This window comes from Microbacterium sp. AB (assembly GCF_032878875.1).
GTDB lineage: Bacteria > Actinomycetota > Actinomycetes > Actinomycetales > Microbacteriaceae > Microbacterium > Microbacterium betulae.
The window spans coordinates 2,731,179-2,750,997 of sequence record NZ_CP118157.1 but is presented as its reverse complement, the minus strand read 5'-3'; the positions used below and the strand labels follow the sequence as shown (position 1 = coordinate 2,750,997).

The window sequence follows — 19,819 nt, the reverse complement described above, 5'->3', positions numbered from 1 at the left end:
GCTCGCCGGCGGCGGCGTCCGGGCCGCCGGGCGCGGAGCCCGCCCCCTCCCTCGCACAGGGCGGGGCGGATGACGGCGGGCACCGTCATCCGCGGAGCGCGGATCGTCGACGGCACGGGACGGCCGTCGGCCCATGGCGACGTGCTCGTGCGCGAGGGGCGCGTGGTCGAGGTCGGCGAGGTCGCGGCCCCCGCCGGAGCGCGCGTCGTCGACGCCGACGGGCGCGTCGTCGCGCCGGGCTTCGTCGACATGCACGCGCACTCCGATCTCGCGGTGCTGAGCGATCCCGTCCATCTCGCGAAGGTCGCCCAGGGCGTCACGACCGAGGTCCTCGGACAGGACGGGCTGTCGTACGCGCCGACGACCGACGAGACGATGGCGATCATGCGCGAGCAGATCGCCGGCTGGAACGGCGTGCCCGACGGCGTCGACTTCGCCTGGCGCACGGTCGGGGAGTACCTCGACGCCGTGGACGCGCACGGCTCGCCGACGAACGTCGCGTACCTCGTGCCGCAGGGCACGGTACGGACGAACGTCGTGGGCGCCGAGCGGCGCACGGCGACGGAGGACGAGATCGTCCGGATGGGTCGCGAGGTGGAGCGCGGCCTCGAGGACGGCGCTTTCGGGATGAGCGCGGGCCTGAGTTACGTGCCGGGGATGTTCGCCTCGACGGACGAGCTCGTGGCGCTGTGCGAGCCGGTGGCACGGCACGGCGGGTACTTCGCGCCGCATCAGCGTTCGTACGGGGAGGGCGCCCTCGACGGCTACGCCGAGATGATCGAGATCGCCCGGCGCTCGGGATGCGCGCTGCACCTCACGCACGCCACGATGAACTTCGACGTGAACCGGGATCGTGCGCCGGAGCTCGTCGCGCTCGTCGACGCGGCGATCGCCGACGGCGTCGACGTCACGCTCGACACCTACCCGTACCTCGCGGGGGCGACGACGTTGTCGGCGCTGCTGCCGAGCTGGGCCGCCGAGGGCGGCCCGCAGACGACGCTCGCGCGACTGCGCGACCCGCGGCTGCGCGAGCGGATCCGTCACGAGCTCGAGGTCGTCGGGACGGACGGATGCCACGGCGTCGTCGCCGACTGGTCGACGATCGAGATCGCGGGGGTGCGCGACGACGCGCTGTCGGACCGCGTCGGGGCGACCGTGGCGCAACTGGCGGCGGCGCAGGGTCGGCCCGCCGCCGAGGTGTTCTTCGACCTGCTCGTCGCCGATCGTCTTGGCACGAGCATCCTGCAGCACGTCGGTCACGAGCCGAACGTGCGCACGATGATGCGCCATCCGCGCCACACGGGAGGAAGCGACGGGATCCTCGTCGGCGCCAAGCCCCATCCCCGGGGCTGGGGCACGTTCCCCCGGTACCTCGCGCGCTATGTGCGCGAGGAGGAGGTGCTGTCGCTCGAGGACGCCGTCGTGCACCTCTCGGCGCGTCCCGCCGCTCGCCTCGGACTGCGCGACAGGGGAGTGGTCCGGCCCGGCGCGATCGCGGACCTCGTCGTCTTCGACGCCGCGACGGTGAGCGACCGCGCCACGTTCGATCGTCCCCGTCAGCAGGCATCCGGCATCCCGTGGGTGTTCGTGGCCGGCGCCGCCGTCATGGAGGAGTCCGAGCGGACCGGCCTTCTGCCGGGCCGGGCGCTGCGGTCCGGGCGACGCTGATCGCGGTGCGCGGAGGGGCCTGAGACCCGTCCGGTGCGCATGTCCTCCGCACTGCGCATCCGCTTCCTCGTGCGCGCCGAGGAGGAACGACGCCCGCGAAGCGAGCCGTGAGGCCGATTTTCAGGCGACTCGAAGCTTCCCCGCGCGGGGCAGGCGTCGTCGGGTCACGAACCGCGCCAGGACGCCGATCTCCTGTTACACAACCGTTACATGACTCGATGCGTATGAATGGAGCACTCATCGTTCTCCGGGGCGGAGCGCAGTGACCGTCCAGACTCGCCGTTCAGGGTCTTCGTCTTGTGCCCGGCGTACCCGACGCCGGCGAGCAAGACAGGACCCTGAATGCCCCGTGAGATCGAAGCGGGTGAGCCCCTGCTCACTCCGTTCCCCCGACCGAACCACATCGTGCTCCTGCGCCAGGAGAGAGAACGTCGTCGTCGCCGCCGCTGGGCGATGGGCGCCGCCTTCGCCCTCTGCCTCTCGGCGGCCGGCGGAAGCGTCGCCGCGGCCGCAGCGGAGCCGAACCCCGTGCCGCGCTCGGCCGACGAGGTGACCGCGGCCGTCTCCGACCCTGGCGCCCTCGCCGCCGCGACCGAGGCGCGGGAGAACGCGCAGGCCGCCGTCGACGAGGCCGATCCCTCCGTCGACACCTCGCGTCTGAGCGCGTACGTCGACGAGCTCAGCGCCTCAGACAAGCTCCCCGTGGTCACCGTGCTGGGCGTGGTCGACGACGTCGAGGAGGAGATCGACGCCGTGCGCGCCGACACCGAGGCTGCCGAGCAGGCCGCGGCGGAGAAGGCCGCGGCGGAGAAGGCCGCAGCGGAGAAGGCCGCAGCGGAGAAGGCGGCAGCCGAGCAGGCCGCGGCCGAGCAGGCCGCCGCAGAAGCCGCTGAGGCGGAGGCCGCCGAGGCCGCCGCCGGAGACAACACCGTCGAGGGCGCGCAGGCGACCGCGCGCACGATGGCGTCCGAGCAGTACGGATGGGGCGACGATCAGTTCTCGTGCCTCGTCTCGCTCTGGAACAGGGAGTCGGGATGGTCGTACACGGCCATGAACGCCTCCAGCGGCGCCTACGGCATCCCGCAGTCGCTCCCCGGCAGCAAGATGGCCAGCGCCGGCGCCGACTGGGAGACGAACGCCGCGACGCAGATCGCGTGGGGCCTGGGCTACATCGCGTCGACCTACGGCACGCCCTGCGGCGCCTGGAGCCACTCCGAGTCGACCGGCTGGTACTGATCCGAGCCGTCCGGCAGCCGGGCGGGCGGGGGCGCCTCGGCCCCTCGCCCGCCCTTCTCGTCGCGGGGCCCGCGGCGCGACACGCCCGGGTTGCGAGAAGCGTCCGGGCGATGGCAGAATAGACAGGTTCCACATGCCGGTGCGTGCTTCCGCGTGCATCTCGGATCACTGCCAGGCAGTGCATAGACGGCGTCTTGCGACGCAGAGATCTAGGCCGCGGGCAGCAGAACACGACAACCCCCCTTCCCTCCCGGGGAGGAGTGCGGCTGGCGGGTGTCCCGGATGCCCGATTGACAGCAGAACAGTGGTGCAGCATGCGCCGTCCTCGGACGGCCTCGATGTGCCGGAGGCGCGAGAGCGCCGCAGTGCGTCCAATGCCCGTGAGGTACGACGCGGAAAGAGAGACAGACAATGGCGGGACAGAAGATCCGCATTCGCCTGAAGTCGTACGACCATGAGGTCATCGACTCGTCGGCACGCAAGATCGTCGACACCGTGACCCGCGCGGGTGCGCAGGTCGTCGGCCCGGTGCCCCTCCCGACGGAGAAGAACGTCGTGGCGGTCATCCGTTCGCCGCACAAGTACAAGGACAGCCGCGAGCACTTCGAGATGCGCACCCACAAGCGCCTCATCGACATCGTCGACCCGACCCCCAAGGCCGTCGACTCGCTCATGCGCCTGGACCTCCCCGCTGACGTCAACATCGAGATCAAGCTCTGAGGTCCGACATGGCTGACATCAACAACAAGGTTTCGAAGGGCCTGCTCGGCACCAAGCTGGGCATGACGCAGGTCTGGAACGAGAACGGCAAGCTCATCCCCGTCACGGTGATCGAGCTCGCCCCGAACGTGGTCACCCAGATCCGCACGGCCGAGAAGGACGGCTACAGCGCCGTGCAGATCGGCTACGGGCAGGTCGACCCCCGCAAGGTGAACAAGCCCCTCACGGCCCACTTCGAGGCCGCGGGTGTGACGCCGCGTCGTCACCTCACCGAGATCCGCACCGCGGACGCCGCCGACTACAGCCTGGGCCAGGAGCTCACCGCTGAGGGCACGTTCGAGGCCGGGCAGCTGGTCGACGTCGTCGGCACCAGCAAGGGCAAGGGCACCGCGGGCGTCATGAAGCGCCACAACTTCAAGGGCGTCTCCGCCTCGCACGGTGCGCACCGCAACCACCGCAAGCCCGGCTCGATCGGCGCGTCGTCGACCCCGAGCCGCGTCTTCAAGGGCATGCGCATGGCCGGCCGTATGGGCGGCGAGCGCGTGACCGTCCTCAACCTCACGGTCCACGCCGTCGACGCCGAGAAGGGCCTGCTGCTCGTCAAGGGCGCCGTCCCCGGTGCGCGCGGCCGGATCGTCTTCGTCCGCAACGCTGTGAAGGGGGCCTGAGGCAGATGGCTGACTCGACTCTCGCTCTCGACGTCCTCGGCACCGATGGGAAGAAGACCGGCTCGGTCGAGCTTCCCGCCTCGGTGTTCGACGTCAAGACGAACATCCCGCTGATCCACCAGGTCGTCGTCGCGCAGCTCGCGGCGGCTCGCCAGGGCACCCACTCGACCAAGCGTCGCGGCGAGGTCTCCGGCGCAGGCCGCAAGCCCTTCAAGCAGAAGGGCACGGGCAACGCCCGACAGGGCTCGATCCGTGCGCCGCACATGACCGGCGGTGGCATCGTCCACGGCCCGAAGCCGCGCGACTACTCGCAGCGCACCCCGAAGAAGATGATCGCGGCAGCCCTCGCAGGGCTGCTCAGCGACCGCTTCCGCGGCGGACGCCTGCACGTCGTCGAGTCCTTCGGCGTCGAGAAGCCCTCGACGAGGGCCGCCGCGTCGTTCATCGCGCAGGTCGCCCCGTCGAAGAAGGTCCTCGTCGTGCTCGACCGCGCCGAGGAGTTCGCCTGGCTGAGCGTCCGCAACCTCCAGGGCATCCACGTCCTGGCCGCGGACCAGCTCAACGCCTACGACGTGGTCACGTCCGACGACGTCGTGTTCACGAAGGCCGCGATCAACGCGTTCATCGCGCTGAAGACCGGCGCCACCCAGGAGGTCTCGGCATGACCGTTCTCAACAAGGACCCGCGAGACATCATCATCTCGCCCGTCGTCTCCGAGAAGAGCTACGGCCTGATCGACGAGGGCAAGTACACGTTCATCGTGGACCCCCGGTCGAACAAGACCGAGATCAAGCTCGCGATCGAGAAGATCTTCGACGTGAAGGTCGCCTCGGTGAACACGATCAACCGCGTCGGCAAGTCCCGCCGCACCCGCTTCGGCACGGGCAAGCGCAAGGACACCAAGCGCGCGATCGTGACGCTCAAGTCGGGCACCATCGACATCTTCACGGCTGTCGCCTGAGGCGCCGGGAAGGAATAGAGAGAAATGGCTATTCGCAACTACAAGCCCACGACCCCGGGTCGACGCGGCTCGTCGGTGGCCGACTTCGCGGAGATCACGCGTTCGACGCCCGAGAAGTCGCTGCTCCGTCCGCTCGCCAAGACGGGCGGCCGTAACAACCAGGGACGCATCACGACGCGTCACATCGGCGGCGGTCACAAGCGCCAGTACCGCGTGATCGACTTCCGTCGCAACGACAAGGACGGGATCAACGCGAAGGTCGCTCACATCGAGTACGACCCCAATCGCACGGCCCGCATCGCGCTGCTGCACTACTTCGACGGCGAGAAGCGCTACATCCTCGCGCCCGAGAAGCTGCGCCAGGGCGACATCGTCGAGTCCGGCGCCGGCGCCGACATCAAGCCCGGCAACAACCTGCCGCTGCGCAACATCCCCACGGGCACCGTCCTGCACGCGATCGAGCTCCGCCCCGGCGGCGGCGCGAAGCTGGCCCGTTCGGCGGGCGCCTCCGTGCGCCTCGTCGCGAAGGACGGCCCCTACGCGCAGCTCCGTCTGCCCTCGGGCGAGGTCCGCAACGTCGACGTGCGCTGCCGCGCGACGATCGGCGAGGTCGGCAACGCCGAGCAGTCGAACATCAACTGGGGCAAGGCAGGCCGCAAGCGGTGGCAGGGCGTCCGCCCGACCGTCCGCGGTGTCGCCATGAACCCGGTCGACCACCCGCACGGCGGTGGTGAGGGCAAGACCTCCGGTGGTCGCAACCCCGTCACGCCGTGGGGTCAGCCTGAGGGTCGCACCCGTCACGCGAACAAGGAAAGCGACAAGCTCATCGTTCGTCGTCGTAACGCCGGCAAGAAGCGCAAGTAGGAGTCAAGAAGATGCCACGCAGTCTGAAGAAGGGCCCCTTCGTCGACGAGCACCTGCTTCGCAAGGTCGTCTCGCAGAACGAAGCCGGAACCAAGAACGTCATCAAGACCTGGTCACGCCGTTCGATGATCATCCCCGCCATGCTGGGACACACCATCGCCGTGCACGACGGTCGCAAGCACATCCCCGTGTTCGTGACCGAGTCCATGGTCGGACACAAGCTGGGCGAGTTCGCGCCCACCCGCACCTTCCGCGGCCATGTGAAGGACGACAAGAAGGGCCGTCGCCGCTAAGGCGACCGAGAGGAGAGAGAAATGGTGGAGTCCATCGCCCGCGTGCGACACATCCGCGTGACCCCTCAGAAGGCTCGTCGTGTCGTCGCTCTCATCAAGGGCAAGCAGGCTCAGGAGGCACTCGCCATCCTGAAGTTCGCACAGCAGTCGGCCTCGGAGCCGATCTACAAGCTCGTCGAGTCGGCCGTCGCCAACGCGCAGGTCAAGGCCGGCAATGCCGGTGAGTACCTGAACGAGCAGGACCTGTACGTGAAGAACGCCTTCGTGGACGAGGGGACGACGCTCAAGCGCTTCCAGCCTCGTGCCCAGGGCCGCGCGTTCCAGATCAAGAAGCGCACGAGCCACATCACGGTCGTGCTCTCCACGCCGGACGTCGCCGATGCGGCGACGGCGGGCAAGAAGAAGGCGAGCAAGTAATGGGACAGAAGGTAAACCCGTACGGCTTCCGCCTCGGCATCACCACGGACCACGTCTCGCGCTGGTTCTCGGATTCGACGAAGCCGGGTCAGCGCTACGCCGACTACGTGGCCGAGGACATCCGGATCCGCAAGCTCCTCACGACGTCGCTCGACCGCGCCGGCGTGAGCAGCATCGAGATCGAGCGCACCCGCGACCGTGTGCGCGTCGACATCCACACCGCACGCCCGGGCATCGTCATCGGCCGTCGCGGTGCGGAGGCCGAGCGCATCCGCAGCGAGCTCGAGAAGCTCAGCGGCAAGCAGATCCAGCTGAACATCCTCGAGGTCAAGAACCCCGAGGCCGACGCTCAGCTCGTCGCGCAGGGCGTCGCCGAGCAGCTCAGCGCCCGCGTGGCCTTCCGCCGCGCCATGCGCAAGGGACTGCAGGGCGCGCAGCGCGCCGGCGCCAAGGGCGTCCGCATCCAGGTCTCGGGCCGCCTCGGCGGCGCGGAGATGAGCCGGTCGGAGTTCTACCGCGAGGGCCGTGTGCCGCTGCACACGCTGCGCGCGAACATCGACTACGGCTTCTACGAGGCGAAGACCACGTTCGGCCGCATCGGCGTGAAGGTCTGGATCTACAAGGGCGACCTCACCAACAAGGAACTCGCGCGTGAAGAGGCTTCGCGTAAGCCCGCATCGCGCGACCGTGGCGGCCGCCGCGGCCCGCGTCGCAACGACGAGGCCGCTCCGGTCGCGGAAGGAGCGTCGGCGTAATGCTCATCCCCCGCAAGGTCAAGTACCGAAAGCAGCACCACCCCAAGCGCGATGGCCAGGCCACCGGCGGCACCAAGGTCTCCTTCGGCGAGTACGGCATCCAGGCGCTCACGCCCGCCTATGTGACGAACCGTCAGATCGAGTCCGCTCGTATCGCCATGACGCGTCACATCAAGCGCGGCGGGAAGGTGTGGATCAACATCTACCCCGACCGTCCGCTCACGAAGAAGCCGGCCGAGACCCGCATGGGCTCCGGCAAGGGCTCGCCCGAGTGGTGGGTCGCGAACGTCAAGCCGGGTCGCGTCCTCTTCGAGGTCTCGGGCGTGGACGAGCAGCTCGCTCGTGAAGCGCTGACCCGGGCAATCCACAAGCTGCCGCTCAAGGCACGCATCATCAAGCGCGAGGAGGGCGACGCGTAATGGCGATCGGCACCAAGGAGCTCGCCCCCAAGGAGCTCGACACGTTCGAAGACCAGCGCCTCGTCGAGGAGCTGCGCAAGGCCAAGGAAGAGCTGTTCAACCTGCGCTTCCAGTCGGCCACCGGCCAGCTGGAGAGCCACGGCCGCATCCGCGCCGTCAAGCGCGACATCGCCCGTCTCTACACCGTGATCCGTGAGCGCGAGCTCGGCATCCGTGCCACGCCCGCCCCGGTCGAGACCAAGGCCAAGAAGAGCAAGGCGAAGAAGGCGGAGACGCCCGTCGCCGAGGGAGAGGCTGAGTGATGGCCACCGAGAACAAGACCGAGGCGCCCGCCGAGCGCGGGTACCGCAAGTCGGTCCGCGGCTACGTCGTGAGCGACAAGATGGACAAGACCATCGTCGTCGAGGTGGAGGACCGCGTGAAGCACCCCCTCTACGGCAAGGTCATCCGCCGCACGAAGAAGCTCAAGGCGCACGACGAGCAGAACACCGCCGGCATCGGCGACCTCGTGGTCATCAACGAGACCCGCCCGCTCAGCGCCACGAAGCGCTGGCGCCTGGTCGAGATCCTCGAGAAGGCCAAGTAAGCCTCCCGGGGCTCGCTGGGAACCAAGGAGTAAGAAGTGATTCAGAACGAATCCCGCCTCAAGGTGGCCGACAACACCGGCGCCAAGGAGCTGCTCACCATCCGCGTGCTCGGCGGCTCGAACCGTCGGTACGCGGGCGTCGGTGACACCATCGTCGCCACCGTCAAGGACGCGATCCCCGGCGGCAACGTGAAGAAGGGCGACGTGGTCAAGGCCGTCGTCGTCCGTACCGTCAAGGAGACGCGCCGTGCAGACGGCTCGTACATCAAGTTCGACGAGAACGCCGCCGTCATCCTGAAGAACGACGGGGAGCCCCGCGGCACCCGCATCTTCGGACCGGTCGGCCGTGAGCTGCGCGATCGCAAGTTCATGAAGATCGTCTCGCTCGCCCCGGAGGTGCTGTAACTCATGGCGAAGATCAAGAAGGGCGACCTCGTCCAGGTGATCAGCGGCGCCACTGCCGAGCGCGGTGGAGACCGCGGCAAGCAGGGCAAGGTGCTGCAGGTCATCGACGGCGGCAACCGCGTCGTCGTCGAGGGCGTCAACTACATCACGAAGCACAACCGCGTCGGCCAGACGCAGCGCGGCACGAAGACCGGCGGCATCGAGACCCTCGAGGCCCCGATCCACGTGTCCAACGTCGCACTCGTCGATCCCGAGACCAAGAAGCCGACCCGCGTCGGCTTCCGTCTCGAGGAGCGGGTCAAGGACGGCGTCAAGAAGACCGTTCGCGTTCGCTACGCGAAGAAGTCGGGTAAGGACATCTGAGTATGAGCACGGACACCGCGGCGCAGACTGGCAAAATCCAGCCGCGCCTCAAGCAGGTCTACCGCACGGAGATCCGCGAGAAGCTGCAGGAGGAGTTCGGATACGCGAACCCGATGCAGGTTCCCGGTCTCGTCAAGGTCGTCGTGAACACGGGTGTGGGAGAGGCCGCTCGCGACAGCAAGGTCATCGATGGCGCGGTCGCAGACCTCACCGCCATCACCGGCCAGAAGCCGCTCGTCACGAAGGCGAAGAAGTCGATCGCGCAGTTCAAGCTGCGCGAGGGACAGGCCATCGGCGCGCACGTCACCCTCCGCGGCGACCGCGCGTGGGAGTTCCTCGACCGGCTCATCTCGCTGGCCCTGCCCCGCATCCGCGACTTCCGCGGACTGTCGACCACGCAGTTCGACGGGAACGGCAACTACACGTTCGGCATCACCGAGCAGTCGATCTTCCACGAGATCGACCAGGACAAGATCGACCGCGTCCGCGGCTTCGACATCACGATCGTCACCACCGCGAAGACGGACGACGAGGGACGCGCCCTCCTGCGCCACCTCAACTTCCCCTTCGTGGGACGTAACGACCAGGCCTGATACACTAGGGCGTTTGCTCATGCGCGTCGCCCCCGGGGTATGCACCGCGGGGGCGACGCGCATGGCAGCCGAACATCGGCACGTCATCGAAGGTCGTCTGTCGTGTAACGGCAGCCGAAACCTCATGAACAAAGGACATCTCATATGACCATGACAGACCCGGTCGCAGATCTGCTGACCCGTCTGCGCAACGCGAACTCGGCGCATCACGACTCCGTGTCACTGCCGTCGAGCAAGCTCAAGACGCACATCGCCGACATCCTCAAGCAGGAGGGGTACATCGGCTCGTGGGAGGAGTCCGACGCGCGCGTCGGCAAGACCCTCACGCTGACCCTCAAGTACGGCCCGAACCGTGAGCGCTCGATCGCAGGGATCAAGCGCGTCTCGAAGCCCGGCCTTCGCGTGTACGCGAAGTCCAGCGAGCTCCCTCGCGTGCTGGGCGGTCTCGGCGTCGCCATCCTTTCCACCTCCAGCGGTCTCCTCACCGACCGCCAGGCCGAGCAGAAGGGCGTGGGCGGAGAAGTTCTCGCCTACGTGTGGTGATCACCCATGTCGCGTATTGGACGTCTTCCCATTGACATCCCCGCCGGCGTCTCCGTGACGGTCGACGGGTCGAACGTCGCGGTCAAGGGCCCGAAGGGCGAGCTCGCCCTCACGGTCGCCGCCCCCATCGCGGTCGAGGTCGAGGAGAACCAGGTTCTCGTCACCCGTCCCGACGACGAGCGTGAGTCGCGTGCGCTGCACGGCCTCACCCGCACCCTCATCGCCAACAACATCGTCGGCGTGACCCAGGGGTACACGAAGGGCCTCGAGGTCGTCGGCACCGGCTACCGCGTCGCGCAGAAGGGCTCCTCCGTCGAGTTCGCCCTGGGCTTCTCCCACCCCGTCCTGGTCGAGCCCCCCGCGGGCATCACCTTCACGGTCGAGGGCAACAACAAGGTGACCGTCAGCGGCATCGACAAGCAGGCCGTCGGCGAGGTGGCCGCGAACATCCGCAAGATCCGCAAGCCCGAGCCGTACAAGGGCAAGGGTGTGCGCTACGCCGGCGAGGTCGTGCGGCGCAAGGCCGGAAAGGCTGGTAAGTAATCATGGCTGTGAAGTCGAAGTCCGTCGCGCGTTCGCGACGCCACACTCGCCTTCGCAAGAAGGTCGTGGGCTCCGAGGCGCGTCCCCGTCTCGTCGTCACCCGCTCCGCACGGCACGTGTTCGTGCAGCTCGTCGACGACAGCAAGGGCCTCACGCTCTTCAGCGCGTCGACGCTCGAGACCGACCTCCGTTCGCTCGAGGGCGACAAGACCGCCAAGGCCCGCAGGGTCGGCGAGCTCGTCGCGGAGCGCGCGAAGGCAGCCGGCATCAGCGACGTCGTGTTCGACCGCGGAGGCAACCGCTATGCGGGTCGTGTCGCCGCGATCGCGGATGGCGCCCGTGAGGGAGGCCTGAACCTGTGAGTGAGATCAAGGAGACCGAAGTGACCACCGAAGCCGCTCCGGCAGCGCCCGAGCAGACCGAGGAGCGCCGTGAGCGCGAGCCTCGCCGCGGCGGTCGCGATCGGGGCAACAGCCGCGACCGCAACGGTCGCGGAAGCGACAACCAGTTCCTGGAGCGCGTCGTCACCATCAACCGCGTGTCGAAGGTCGTCAAGGGCGGTCGTCGCTTCAGCTTCACCGCCCTCGTGGTCGTCGGCGACGGCAACGGCGTGGTCGGCGTCGGCTACGGCAAGGCCCGCGAGGTGCCGCTGGCCATCTCCAAGGGCGTCGAGGACGCGAAGCGCAACTTCTTCCGCGTCCCCCGCACCGGCAGCAGCATCCCGCACCCCGTGCAGGGTGAGGCCGCTGCGGGCGTCGTCCTGCTCCGCCCCGCGGCGGCCGGTACCGGCGTCATCGCCGGCGGTCCGGTTCGCGCGGTGCTCGAGTGCGCCGGCATCCACGACGTGCTGTCGAAGTCGCTCGGCTCGTCGAACACGATCAACATCGTGCACGCGACCGTCGCGGCCCTGAAGCAGCTCGAGGAGCCCCGTGCGGTCGCCGCGCGCCGCGGCCTCGACTTCGACCAGGTCGCCCCGCCGCGTCTCGTGCGCGCGGAGGCCGAGGCCACCGCGAGCGCAAAGGCAGGTGCCTGATGGCTGCGCGTCTGAAGGTGACGCAGATCAAGTCCAAGGTGAGCGAGAAGCAGAACCAGCGTGACACGCTGCGCAGCCTCGGTCTCAAGCGGATCGGCGACTCGGTCGTCCGTCCCGACGACGCGCAGACGCGCGGCTACGTCCGGACCGTCGCTCACCTCGTGAACGTTGAGGAGATCGACTGATGGCTGAGAACGACGAGCAGCGCCCCGGCGTGCTGAAGGCCCACCACCTCCGTCCCGTCCCGGGGGCCAACACCGCGAAGACCCGCAAGGGCCGCGGCGAGGGCTCGAAGGGCAAGACGGCCGGTCGCGGCACGAAGGGCACGAGGGCCCGCAACACCGTGCGCGTCGGCTTCGAGGGCGGCCAGATGCCGCTGCACATGCGCACCCCGAAGCTCCGCGGCTTCAAGAACCCGTTCCGCGTCGAGTACCAGGTCGTGAACCTGGACAAGCTCGCGGAGCTCTATCCCGAGGGCGGCGACGTGACCGTCGCGGACCTCGTCGCGAAGGGCGCCGTTCGCAAGAACGAGAAGGTCAAGGTGCTCGGGAACGGCGACGTGACCGTGGCGCTCACGGTGTCGGTGGACAAGGTCTCCGGCTCCGCAGAGCAGAAGATCGTCGCCGCCGGCGGCAGCATCAAGTAGCACCGCGCGAGAGGGCCGGAGGCGAGAGCTTCCGGCCCTTTCCGTTACTCTGGAGTGTGGTGCGCCTTCCTTCATCCGTGCACCGCTCCATTTCACCGGGAGGCTCTTCCTTGTTCAGCGCTATCGCGCGGATCATCCGCACGCCGGATCTGCGGCGGAAGATCGGCTTCACGCTCGGGATCATCGCCCTCTACCGCCTCGGCGCGCACGTGCCGTCGCCGTTCGTGAACTTCCCGAACGTCCAGAGTTGCATCGATCAGACCTCGGGCGCGCAGGGCCTGCTGTCCCTGGTGAACCTCTTCTCCGGCGGCGCGCTGCTCCAGCTCTCGATCTTCGCCCTCGGCGTCATGCCGTACATCACGGCGACGATCATCACGCAGCTGCTGCGCGTGGTCATCCCGCACTTCGAGACCCTCCACAAGGAGGGCCAGGCGGGTCAGGCGCGGCTCACGCAGTACACGCGCTACCTCACGATCGCGCTCGCGCTGCTGCAGTCGACCACGCTCGTCACCGTCGCGCGCAGCGGCCAGCTGTTCGGCGTGACCGGCATCCCCGAGTGCACCTCGCTCCTCACGAACGACGTCTGGTGGGCGCAGCTGCTCCTCATCATCACGATGACGGCGGGCACGGGCCTCATCATGTGGTTCGCCGAGCTCGTCACCGAGCGCGGCATCGGCAACGGGATGTCGCTGCTCATCTTCACGTCGATCGCCGCGACCTTCCCCGGCGCCATGTGGTCGATCTGGGAGGCGCGCGGCCCCGAGATCTTCCTCCTCGTCCTCGCGGTCGGCATCGTCGTCGTCGCGGCCGTGGTCTTCGTCGAGCAGTCGCAGCGCCGGATCCCGGTGCAGTACGCGAAGCGGATGGTCGGACGGCGCACCTACGGCGGCACGAACACGTACATCCCGATCAAGGTCAACATGGCGGGCGTCGTGCCGGTCATCTTCGCGTCGTCGCTGCTGTACATCCCGTCGCTCATCGCGCAGTTCAACTCGACCCCGGACGCCGACGGCAACCTGCCGGGCTGGGTCAACTGGATCAACAACTACCTGACGACGGGCGATCACCCGCTCTACATGCTGGTGTACTTCCTCCTCATCATCGGCTTCACGTACTTCTACGTCGCGATCACGTTCAACCCGGAGGAGGTCGCCGACAACATGAAGAAGTACGGCGGCTTCATCCCCGGCATCCGCGCGGGGCGCCCGACGGCCGAGTACCTCGACTACGTGCTCACGCGCATCACGCTTCCGGGCTCGATCTATCTCGGCCTGATCGCGCTCATCCCGCTCATCGCCCTGGCGACGGTCGGCGCGAACCAGAACTTCCCGTTCGGCGGCGCGTCGATCCTCATCATCGTCGGCGTCGGACTCGAGACCGTGAAGCAGATCGACGCGCAGCTGCAGCAGCGCCACTACGAAGGACTCCTCCGATGACCGCCACCCGTCTCCTCATCGTCGGCCCCCAGGGCTCCGGCAAGGGCACCCAGGGCGTGCTCGTCGCGGAGGCCTTCGGCGTCCCCGTCGTCTCGACGGGCGACATCTTCCGCGCGAACATCAAGGACGGCACCGAGCTCGGGCGCAAGGTCACGGCCATCCTCGACGCCGGCGACCTGGTCCCCGACGAGGTGACGAGCGAGATCGTGCGCGACCGTCTGTCGCAGGACGACGCCGCCGCGGGCTTCCTCCTCGACGGGTACCCGCGCAACACCGTCCAGGTCGACCATCTCGACGCCTTCCTCGGCGCCCGCGGCGAGGGCCTCGACGCGGTCGTCCTGCTCGACGTCCCGCGCCGGGAGAGCATCGCCCGCATCGCGAAGCGCGCCGCCGAGCAGGGGCGCAGCGACGACACCGAGGAGGCCATCTCGAACCGCCTCGACATCTACGAGTCGGAGACGGCGCCCATCATCGACGTGTACGGCGCGCGCGGCATCGTCGACCGCATCGACGGCGTCGGCACGCTCGACGAGATCACCGAACGCATCTTCGCGGCTCTCGAGGCCCGTGGCCTCGTGCGCGTCGCGGCCTAGCGTGTTCCGCCGCTCGCTCTACAAGAGCGCAGCCCAGCTGCGGGCGATGGTCGATCCCGGTCTCATCACCGCCGCCTCGCTCGACGAGGTGCGCCGGATCATCCGGCCCGGCGTCACGACGCTCGAGCTCGACGCCGCGGCGAACGCGGTCATCGCCGCGCGCGGCGCGCGCTCGAACTTCCAGCTCGTCCGCGGCTACCGGCACACGACCTGCATCTCGGTCAACGACCAGGTCGTGCACGGGATCCCGGGGGAGCGGGTCGTCCAGGCGGGCGACATCGTCTCGATCGACAGCGGCGCCGAGACGAAGGACGGCTGGAACGGCGACTCGGCGATCACGATCGTCGTCCCGGACGACGCGCGTCCGGAGGTCGTCGCGCGACGCGAGGAGCTCTCGCGCGTGACGGAGGGATCGATGTGGGCGGGCATCGCCGCGCTCGCGTCGGCGAAGCGTCTCGGCGAGGTCGGCGCCGCCGTGCAGGGGCACATCGAGGCGAACCCCCTGTCATGGACCGGGAGGCCCGCGGGCATCCTGCGCGACTACGTCGGCCACGGAATCGGGCGCCGGATGCACGAGCCGCCGTCGATCTTCAACTACCGCACGCCCGACCCCGGCGTCGAGGTGCGCCCCGGCCTCGCGGTGTGCATCGAGCCGATGACGACGGCGGGGTCGGACGAGGTGCTCGTCGAGGACGACGACTGGACGATCAGCACGGTCGACCGCACCGACGGCTCACACTGGGAGCACAGCGTCGCCGTGCATGATGGCGGCATCTGGGTTCTCACCGCGCCCGACGGCGGAGCGTCCGCTCTCGCCGCCTTCGGCGTCACGCCCCAGCCCCTGGACTGAGCGGTCCTCCACCGCTCTCTGCACGACGGAGAAGATCGAACGTGATGATGGCATCGGCCGGCAAGAAGACCAACTGGTTCGCGATCGTGATCTCGGCCGTCGTGGTCGTGGCCGTGGTCGCGCTCGGAGGCCTGGTCGTATGGATGAACGGCGCCGCCACGGCTCCGGCCGACGCGCCCGCCGCGGGCGTCGTCAACGAGGAGACCGGTGCGATCGTCGTGGGCGACGGCCCCAACGTCATCGAGGAGTACGTCGACTTCATGTGCCCCTATTGCGGGCAGTACTGGGCGACGTACAGCGAGTACGTGAGCGAGCGGGTGTCGTCCGGGGACGTGACCCTCGAGATCCATCCGATCTCGATCCTCGACAACACCTCGCAGGGGACGCAGTACTCCACGCGATCCGCGAGCGCGGCGTACTGCGTCGCGGAGGCGGACTCCGACGCGTTCTACCCGTTCGTCGACCTGCTCTACGACAACCAGCCCGCCGAGAGCACGGAGGGGCTGTCGGACGACGAGCTCATCTCCTATGCGGAGCAGGCCGGCGCGGCCGGCGCAGCGAGCTGCATCGCCGACGGCGACTACATGGACTACGTCGCCCAGATGACCCCGGAGACGCCGATCCAGACCGGCGCGTCGGGCATCTCGACGCCGACCGTCGTCGTCAACGGCGAGTTCCTGAGCATCACGTGGGACCCCGAGACCGACCTCGCACCGCTCCTCACCGAGTGACGCACGACCGTCCCGCAGAGCGGCTCGGCGCCCGTCCGGACGACACGCCGGGTTTGCCGACACGCCCGGCGTGACCTAACATAGATCTTTGGTGCTGTGCGCCCCATCTCGGCGTGTCGTCGCGACGGCCATCCGGCACCATCATCCATCCACCGCAGACCGACCGGTCTGCTCAAGCGTGAGCGAGGCTATGGCCAAGAAGGACGGTGTCATCGAGTCCGAGGGCACGATTGTCGAGGCGCTGCCGAACGCGATGTTCCGCGTCGAGCTCGACAAGCCTGCAGGGCACAAGGTGCTCGCAACGATCTCCGGAAAGATGCGGCAGAACTACATCCGCATCATCCCGGAGGACCGTGTCGTCGTGGAGCTGAGCCCCTACGACCTCACGCGCGGCCGCATCGTCTACCGCTACCGCTGACCGGTCGAGAAGTAACGTCCGGCGCGCGTCGGGAACGCCGCCGCCGGAACGAAGACAGCGAACAGGAAGCATCATGAAGGTCAACCCCAGCGTCAAGCCGATCTGCGACCACTGCAAGGTGATCCGCCGGCACGGCCGCGTCATGGTCATCTGCAAGAGCAACCCGCGCCACAAGCAGCGCCAGGGCTGAGACGCCTCAGGGCTCGTAGAGACCGACAACTGAATCACGGCAGGATCAGAACCCGCATCGCGGGGGACACCTCGGGGCGGAGGCCCGGGCACCGATCCTGCTCCACACCTCCACAGAAATCCAGGAGAACCGCATGGCACGTCTTGCCGGCGTCGACATCCCGCGCGACAAGCGCGTGGTGATCGCACTCACGTACATCTACGGCGTTGGCCGTACCCGCTCGAACGAGATCCTCGTCGCGACGGGCATCAGCCCCGAGACCCGCGTGAAGGACCTCAGCGACGACCAGCTCATCGTCCTTCGCGACCACATCGAGGGCAACTACAAGGTGGAGGGCGACCTCCGCCGCGAGGTGGCCGCCGACATCCGCCGCAAGGTCGAGATCGGCTCCTACGAGGGCATCCGCCACCGTCGTGGCCTCCCGGTCCGCGGGCAGCGCACGAAGACCAATGCGCGCACGCGCAAGGGTCCCAAGCGCACCGTCGCCGGCAAGAAGAAGGCCCGCTAGGTCGCGCGGAGAGGTTTAGGAGAAAACCATGGCTGCACCCAAGACCGCTGCGCGCAAGCCGCGTCGCAAGGAAAAGAAGAACATCGCGCTGGGCCAGGCCCACATCAAGTCGACGTTCAACAACACGATCGTCTCGATCACCGACCCGGCCGGCGCCGTCATCAGCTGGGCCTCGTCGGGGGGCGTGGGCTTCAAGGGCTCGCGCAAGTCGACGCCGTTCGCCGCCGGCCTCGCCGCGGAGTCTGCTGCCCGCCAGGCGCAGGAGCACGGCGTGAAGAAGGTCGACGTCTTCGTCAAGGGCCCGGGGTCGGGTCGCGAGACCGCGATCCGCTCGCTTCAGGCCGCAGGCCTCGAGGTCGGGTCGATCCAGGACGTGACGCCCCAGGCGCACAACGGCTGCCGTCCGCCGAAGCGCCGTCGCGTCTGAGAACCGTGTCCGCCGGGGTGCTCGTGAAGAGCACCCCGGCGCATTCGCCGTTCATGACCGCCCGGCCGGTGCCGGGCCCCGAGAACAACTCAAGACCTCATCCACCGCACGTGTCATATAGCGGGCACGTGATCGAAAGGAACACATAGTGCTCATCGCACAGCGTCCGACCCTCACCGAGGAGAAGATCTCGGAGTTCCGCAGCCGGTTCGTGATCGAGCCTCTGGAGCCCGGCTTCGGCTACACGATCGGCAACGCGCTGCGTCGCAGCCTCCTGTCGTCGATCCCCGGCGCGGCCGTCACGAGCATCCGCATCGACGGCGTGCTGCACGAGTTCAGCACCATCCCCGGTGTGAAGGAGGATGTCACCGAGATCATCCTCAACATCAAGCGCCTCGTCGTCTCGAGCGAGCGCGACGAGCCGATCACGGCCTACCTGCGCAAGACGGGCGCCGGCGAGGTCACCGCGGCGGACATCTCGGCGCCGGCCGGAGTCGAGATCCTCAACCCCGAGCTCGTCATCGCGACCCTCAACTCGGACGCGAAGTTCGAGCTCGAGCTGACGATCGAGCGGGGACGCGGCTACGTCTCGGCGGTGCAGAACCGCAACGAGTACGCCGAGGCCGGTCAGATCCCGATCGACTCGATCTACTCGCCCGTGTTCAAGGTCAGCTACCGTGTCGACGCCACCCGTGCGGGCGAGCGCACCGACTTCGACAAGCTCGTCCTCGACGTCGAGACCAAGGCGTCGATCGCCCCGCGCGACGCCGTCGCCTCGGCCGGCCGCACGCTCGTCGAGCTCTTCGGCCTCGCCCGCGAGCTGAACGTCGAGGCGGAGGGCATCGAGATCGGCCCCGCGCCCGTCGAGACCGTCCTCTCCAACGAGCTGTCGATGCCGATCGAGGACCTCGATCTGTCGGTCCGCTCGTACAACTGCCTCAAGCGCGAGGGGATCAACACGGTCAGCGAGCTCGTCGCCCTCTCGGAGACGCAGCTCATGAACATCCGCAACTTCGGCCAGAAGTCGGTCGACGAGGTGCGCGACAAGCTCGTCTCGCTCGGCCTGTCGCTGAAGGACTCGGTGCCCGGTTTCGACGGCACCGGCTTCTACAGCGGCTACGACGAAGAGTCCCTCTGATCCGACTTCCTGTCCTGATACTGGAGTAACGAAGAAATGCCTAAGCCCACGAAGGGTGCCCGCCTCGGCGGAGGCCCCGCCCACGAGCGTCTGATTCTCGCGAACCTCGCGGCGGCTCTGTTCACGCACAAGTCGATCAAGACCACCGAGACGAAGGCCAAGCGCCTGCGTCCGCTGGCCGAGCGTCTCATCACGAAGGCGAAGCGCGGCGACCTGCACGCCCGCCGCAGCGTCCTCTCCGTCATCGGTGACAAGGAAGTCGTGCACATCCTGTTCACCGAGATCGCGCCGCTGGTCGCGGACCGCGAGGGCGGCTACACCCGCATCACGAAGGTCGGCAACCGCAAGGGCGACAACGCCCCCATGGCCGTGATCGAGCTCGTCCTCGAGCCCGTCACGCCCAAGGCGAAGAAGTCCGCCAAGGCCGACGCCGCGCCGGCCGAGGAGACTCCGGCCGAGCCGGAGGTCGTCGAGGACGCTCCCGTCGAGGAGACCGCCTCGGACGAGACCGCCGAGGCCGCTCCGGCCGAGGCCGCTGCTTCCGACGAGGCCGTTGCTTCGGACGAGGCCGCTTCGGACGAGGCCGCTGCCTCGGACGAGGAGCCCGAGGCCAAGTAGGCCGCGCTCTCCTCGAAGCGCCCCGCGACCATCCGGTCCGGGGCGCTTCGTCGTCCGCGGCCACGGTCATCCGGACTCCCCGTCACCGCCGCCTTCATCGGTGCGGAAGCGCCGCCATCCCGGCGAGAATCCCTCCCACCGGCGAGAAGGCGCGCGCCCGACGCATCCTCGCGGCGCACCTGGATTCCCGCCGGACC

The 19,819-nt window shown here is 68.5% G+C and carries 32 protein-coding genes; all 32 read left to right on the top strand.

The features are described from left to right. Positions 1-69: 69 nt before the first annotated feature. The 32 genes from N8K70_RS13085 to rplQ all read left to right on the top strand — a co-directional run bounded on the left by N8K70_RS13085 (position 70) and on the right by rplQ (position 19,622). Positions 70-1,668 carry an N-acyl-D-amino-acid deacylase family protein gene (locus N8K70_RS13085; RefSeq protein WP_317138784.1) on the top strand — a complete coding sequence of 533 codons (1,599 nt, stop codon included), beginning with the start codon at positions 70-72 and terminating at the stop codon, positions 1,666-1,668. 342 nt (positions 1,669-2,010) lie between these two features. Next, complete coding sequence (locus tag N8K70_RS13080; RefSeq protein WP_317138783.1) at positions 2,011-2,904, top strand: aggregation-promoting factor C-terminal-like domain-containing protein; 894 nt, start codon at positions 2,011-2,013, stop codon at positions 2,902-2,904. A 411-nt stretch (positions 2,905-3,315) separates the two neighbouring features. After that, on the top strand, positions 3,316-3,624 hold the full coding sequence (gene rpsJ, locus N8K70_RS13075) for a 30S ribosomal protein S10 (protein ID WP_156242027.1): 309 nt from the start codon (positions 3,316-3,318) through the stop codon (positions 3,622-3,624). Between the two features lie 8 nt (positions 3,625-3,632). Further along, positions 3,633-4,292: a 50S ribosomal protein L3 gene (rplC, locus tag N8K70_RS13070; protein ID WP_317138782.1), complete on the top strand. Its 660-nt coding sequence runs from the start codon at positions 3,633-3,635 to the stop codon at positions 4,290-4,292. A gap of 5 nt (positions 4,293-4,297) precedes the next feature. Further along, positions 4,298-4,957: a 50S ribosomal protein L4 gene (gene rplD / locus N8K70_RS13065; RefSeq protein ID WP_317138781.1), complete on the top strand. Its 660-nt coding sequence runs from the start codon at positions 4,298-4,300 to the stop codon at positions 4,955-4,957. After that, the gene (gene rplW / locus N8K70_RS13060; RefSeq protein WP_317138780.1) at positions 4,954-5,253 is read left to right on the top strand and encodes a 50S ribosomal protein L23; all 300 of its coding nucleotides are present in this window, start codon (positions 4,954-4,956) and stop codon (positions 5,251-5,253) included. Before rplD ends, rplW begins: the two co-directional genes overlap by 4 nt. A 24-nt stretch (positions 5,254-5,277) precedes the next feature. Further along, positions 5,278-6,117, top strand: a complete 840-nt coding sequence (gene rplB / locus N8K70_RS13055) for a 50S ribosomal protein L2 (protein ID WP_317138779.1) — start codon at positions 5,278-5,280, stop codon at positions 6,115-6,117. 11 nt (positions 6,118-6,128) lie between these two features. Next, on the top strand, positions 6,129-6,410 hold the full coding sequence (rpsS, locus tag N8K70_RS13050) for a 30S ribosomal protein S19 (protein WP_317138778.1): 282 nt from the start codon (positions 6,129-6,131) through the stop codon (positions 6,408-6,410). Between the two features lie 21 nt (positions 6,411-6,431). Next, positions 6,432-6,827, top strand: a complete 396-nt coding sequence (rplV, locus tag N8K70_RS13045; RefSeq protein ID WP_317138777.1) for a 50S ribosomal protein L22 — start codon at positions 6,432-6,434, stop codon at positions 6,825-6,827. Next, on the top strand, positions 6,827-7,582 hold the full coding sequence (rpsC, locus tag N8K70_RS13040; protein ID WP_317138776.1) for a 30S ribosomal protein S3: 756 nt from the start codon (positions 6,827-6,829) through the stop codon (positions 7,580-7,582). The genes rplV and rpsC overlap by 1 nt, the downstream gene beginning before the upstream one ends. Then, a complete protein-coding gene (gene rplP / locus N8K70_RS13035; protein WP_317138775.1) occupies positions 7,582-8,001 on the top strand; it encodes a 50S ribosomal protein L16 in 420 nt (139 codons plus the stop codon). Before rpsC ends, rplP begins: the two co-directional genes overlap by 1 nt. Next, positions 8,001-8,303 (top strand): 50S ribosomal protein L29, encoded by a 303-nt coding sequence (gene rpmC / locus N8K70_RS13030; protein WP_317138774.1) that lies wholly within the window; start codon positions 8,001-8,003, stop codon positions 8,301-8,303. The genes rplP and rpmC overlap by 1 nt, the downstream gene beginning before the upstream one ends. Further along, positions 8,303-8,587, top strand: coding sequence for a 30S ribosomal protein S17 (gene rpsQ / locus N8K70_RS13025; RefSeq protein ID WP_317138773.1), 285 nt, complete (start codon positions 8,303-8,305; stop codon positions 8,585-8,587). The genes rpmC and rpsQ overlap by 1 nt, the downstream gene beginning before the upstream one ends. Positions 8,588-8,623: 36 nt before the next feature. Beyond that, the gene (gene rplN / locus N8K70_RS13020; protein ID WP_317138772.1) at positions 8,624-8,992 is read left to right on the top strand and encodes a 50S ribosomal protein L14; all 369 of its coding nucleotides are present in this window, start codon (positions 8,624-8,626) and stop codon (positions 8,990-8,992) included. Positions 8,993-8,995: 3 nt separating this feature from the next. After that, positions 8,996-9,355, top strand: a complete 360-nt coding sequence (rplX, locus tag N8K70_RS13015; RefSeq protein ID WP_317138771.1) for a 50S ribosomal protein L24 — start codon at positions 8,996-8,998, stop codon at positions 9,353-9,355. Between the two features lie 2 nt (positions 9,356-9,357). After that, positions 9,358-9,948, top strand: coding sequence for a 50S ribosomal protein L5 (gene rplE / locus N8K70_RS13010; protein WP_317138770.1), 591 nt, complete (start codon positions 9,358-9,360; stop codon positions 9,946-9,948). 144 nt (positions 9,949-10,092) lie between these two features. Beyond that, the gene (gene rpsH, locus N8K70_RS13005) at positions 10,093-10,491 is read left to right on the top strand and encodes a 30S ribosomal protein S8 (protein WP_317138769.1); all 399 of its coding nucleotides are present in this window, start codon (positions 10,093-10,095) and stop codon (positions 10,489-10,491) included. A gap of 6 nt (positions 10,492-10,497) precedes the next feature. Further along, positions 10,498-11,034: a 50S ribosomal protein L6 gene (gene rplF / locus N8K70_RS13000; protein ID WP_317138768.1), complete on the top strand. Its 537-nt coding sequence runs from the start codon at positions 10,498-10,500 to the stop codon at positions 11,032-11,034. 2 nt (positions 11,035-11,036) lie between these two features. Further along, complete coding sequence (gene rplR, locus N8K70_RS12995) at positions 11,037-11,396, top strand: 50S ribosomal protein L18 (RefSeq protein WP_317138767.1); 360 nt, start codon at positions 11,037-11,039, stop codon at positions 11,394-11,396. Between the two features lie 20 nt (positions 11,397-11,416). Beyond that, on the top strand, positions 11,417-12,067 hold the full coding sequence (gene rpsE, locus N8K70_RS12990) for a 30S ribosomal protein S5 (RefSeq protein ID WP_317138766.1): 651 nt from the start codon (positions 11,417-11,419) through the stop codon (positions 12,065-12,067). Beyond that, positions 12,067-12,252 (top strand): 50S ribosomal protein L30, encoded by a 186-nt coding sequence (gene rpmD, locus N8K70_RS12985; protein WP_271172371.1) that lies wholly within the window; start codon positions 12,067-12,069, stop codon positions 12,250-12,252. Before rpsE ends, rpmD begins: the two co-directional genes overlap by 1 nt. Continuing rightward, positions 12,252-12,713 (top strand): 50S ribosomal protein L15, encoded by a 462-nt coding sequence (gene rplO, locus N8K70_RS12980; protein ID WP_317138765.1) that lies wholly within the window; start codon positions 12,252-12,254, stop codon positions 12,711-12,713. Before rpmD ends, rplO begins: the two co-directional genes overlap by 1 nt. 110 nt (positions 12,714-12,823) lie before the next feature. Beyond that, positions 12,824-14,149, top strand: coding sequence for a preprotein translocase subunit SecY (gene secY / locus N8K70_RS12975; protein WP_317138764.1), 1,326 nt, complete (start codon positions 12,824-12,826; stop codon positions 14,147-14,149). Further along, positions 14,146-14,742, top strand: a complete 597-nt coding sequence (locus N8K70_RS12970) for an adenylate kinase (protein WP_317138763.1) — start codon at positions 14,146-14,148, stop codon at positions 14,740-14,742. Before secY ends, N8K70_RS12970 begins: the two co-directional genes overlap by 4 nt. Before the next feature lies 1 nt (position 14,743). Beyond that, a complete protein-coding gene (gene map, locus N8K70_RS12965) occupies positions 14,744-15,592 on the top strand; it encodes a type I methionyl aminopeptidase (protein ID WP_317138762.1) in 849 nt (282 codons plus the stop codon). 44 nt (positions 15,593-15,636) lie between these two features. Then, complete coding sequence (locus N8K70_RS12960) at positions 15,637-16,323, top strand: DsbA family protein (protein ID WP_317138761.1); 687 nt, start codon at positions 15,637-15,639, stop codon at positions 16,321-16,323. A gap of 190 nt (positions 16,324-16,513) precedes the next feature. Then, a complete protein-coding gene (gene infA / locus N8K70_RS12955; RefSeq protein ID WP_156242004.1) occupies positions 16,514-16,741 on the top strand; it encodes a translation initiation factor IF-1 in 228 nt (75 codons plus the stop codon). A gap of 73 nt (positions 16,742-16,814) precedes the next feature. Beyond that, positions 16,815-16,931 carry a 50S ribosomal protein L36 gene (gene rpmJ / locus N8K70_RS12950; RefSeq protein ID WP_005050492.1) on the top strand — a complete coding sequence of 39 codons (117 nt, stop codon included), beginning with the start codon at positions 16,815-16,817 and terminating at the stop codon, positions 16,929-16,931. A 133-nt stretch (positions 16,932-17,064) separates the two neighbouring features. Then, a complete protein-coding gene (gene rpsM, locus N8K70_RS12945) occupies positions 17,065-17,439 on the top strand; it encodes a 30S ribosomal protein S13 (protein ID WP_317138760.1) in 375 nt (124 codons plus the stop codon). A gap of 28 nt (positions 17,440-17,467) precedes the next feature. Further along, positions 17,468-17,866: a 30S ribosomal protein S11 gene (gene rpsK, locus N8K70_RS12940; RefSeq protein WP_317138759.1), complete on the top strand. Its 399-nt coding sequence runs from the start codon at positions 17,468-17,470 to the stop codon at positions 17,864-17,866. A gap of 148 nt (positions 17,867-18,014) precedes the next feature. Beyond that, positions 18,015-19,004 carry a DNA-directed RNA polymerase subunit alpha gene (locus N8K70_RS12935; RefSeq protein ID WP_317138758.1) on the top strand — a complete coding sequence of 330 codons (990 nt, stop codon included), beginning with the start codon at positions 18,015-18,017 and terminating at the stop codon, positions 19,002-19,004. Between the two features lie 36 nt (positions 19,005-19,040). Then, the gene (gene rplQ, locus N8K70_RS12930; protein WP_317138757.1) at positions 19,041-19,622 is read left to right on the top strand and encodes a 50S ribosomal protein L17; all 582 of its coding nucleotides are present in this window, start codon (positions 19,041-19,043) and stop codon (positions 19,620-19,622) included. Positions 19,623-19,819: the final 197 nt, after the last annotated feature.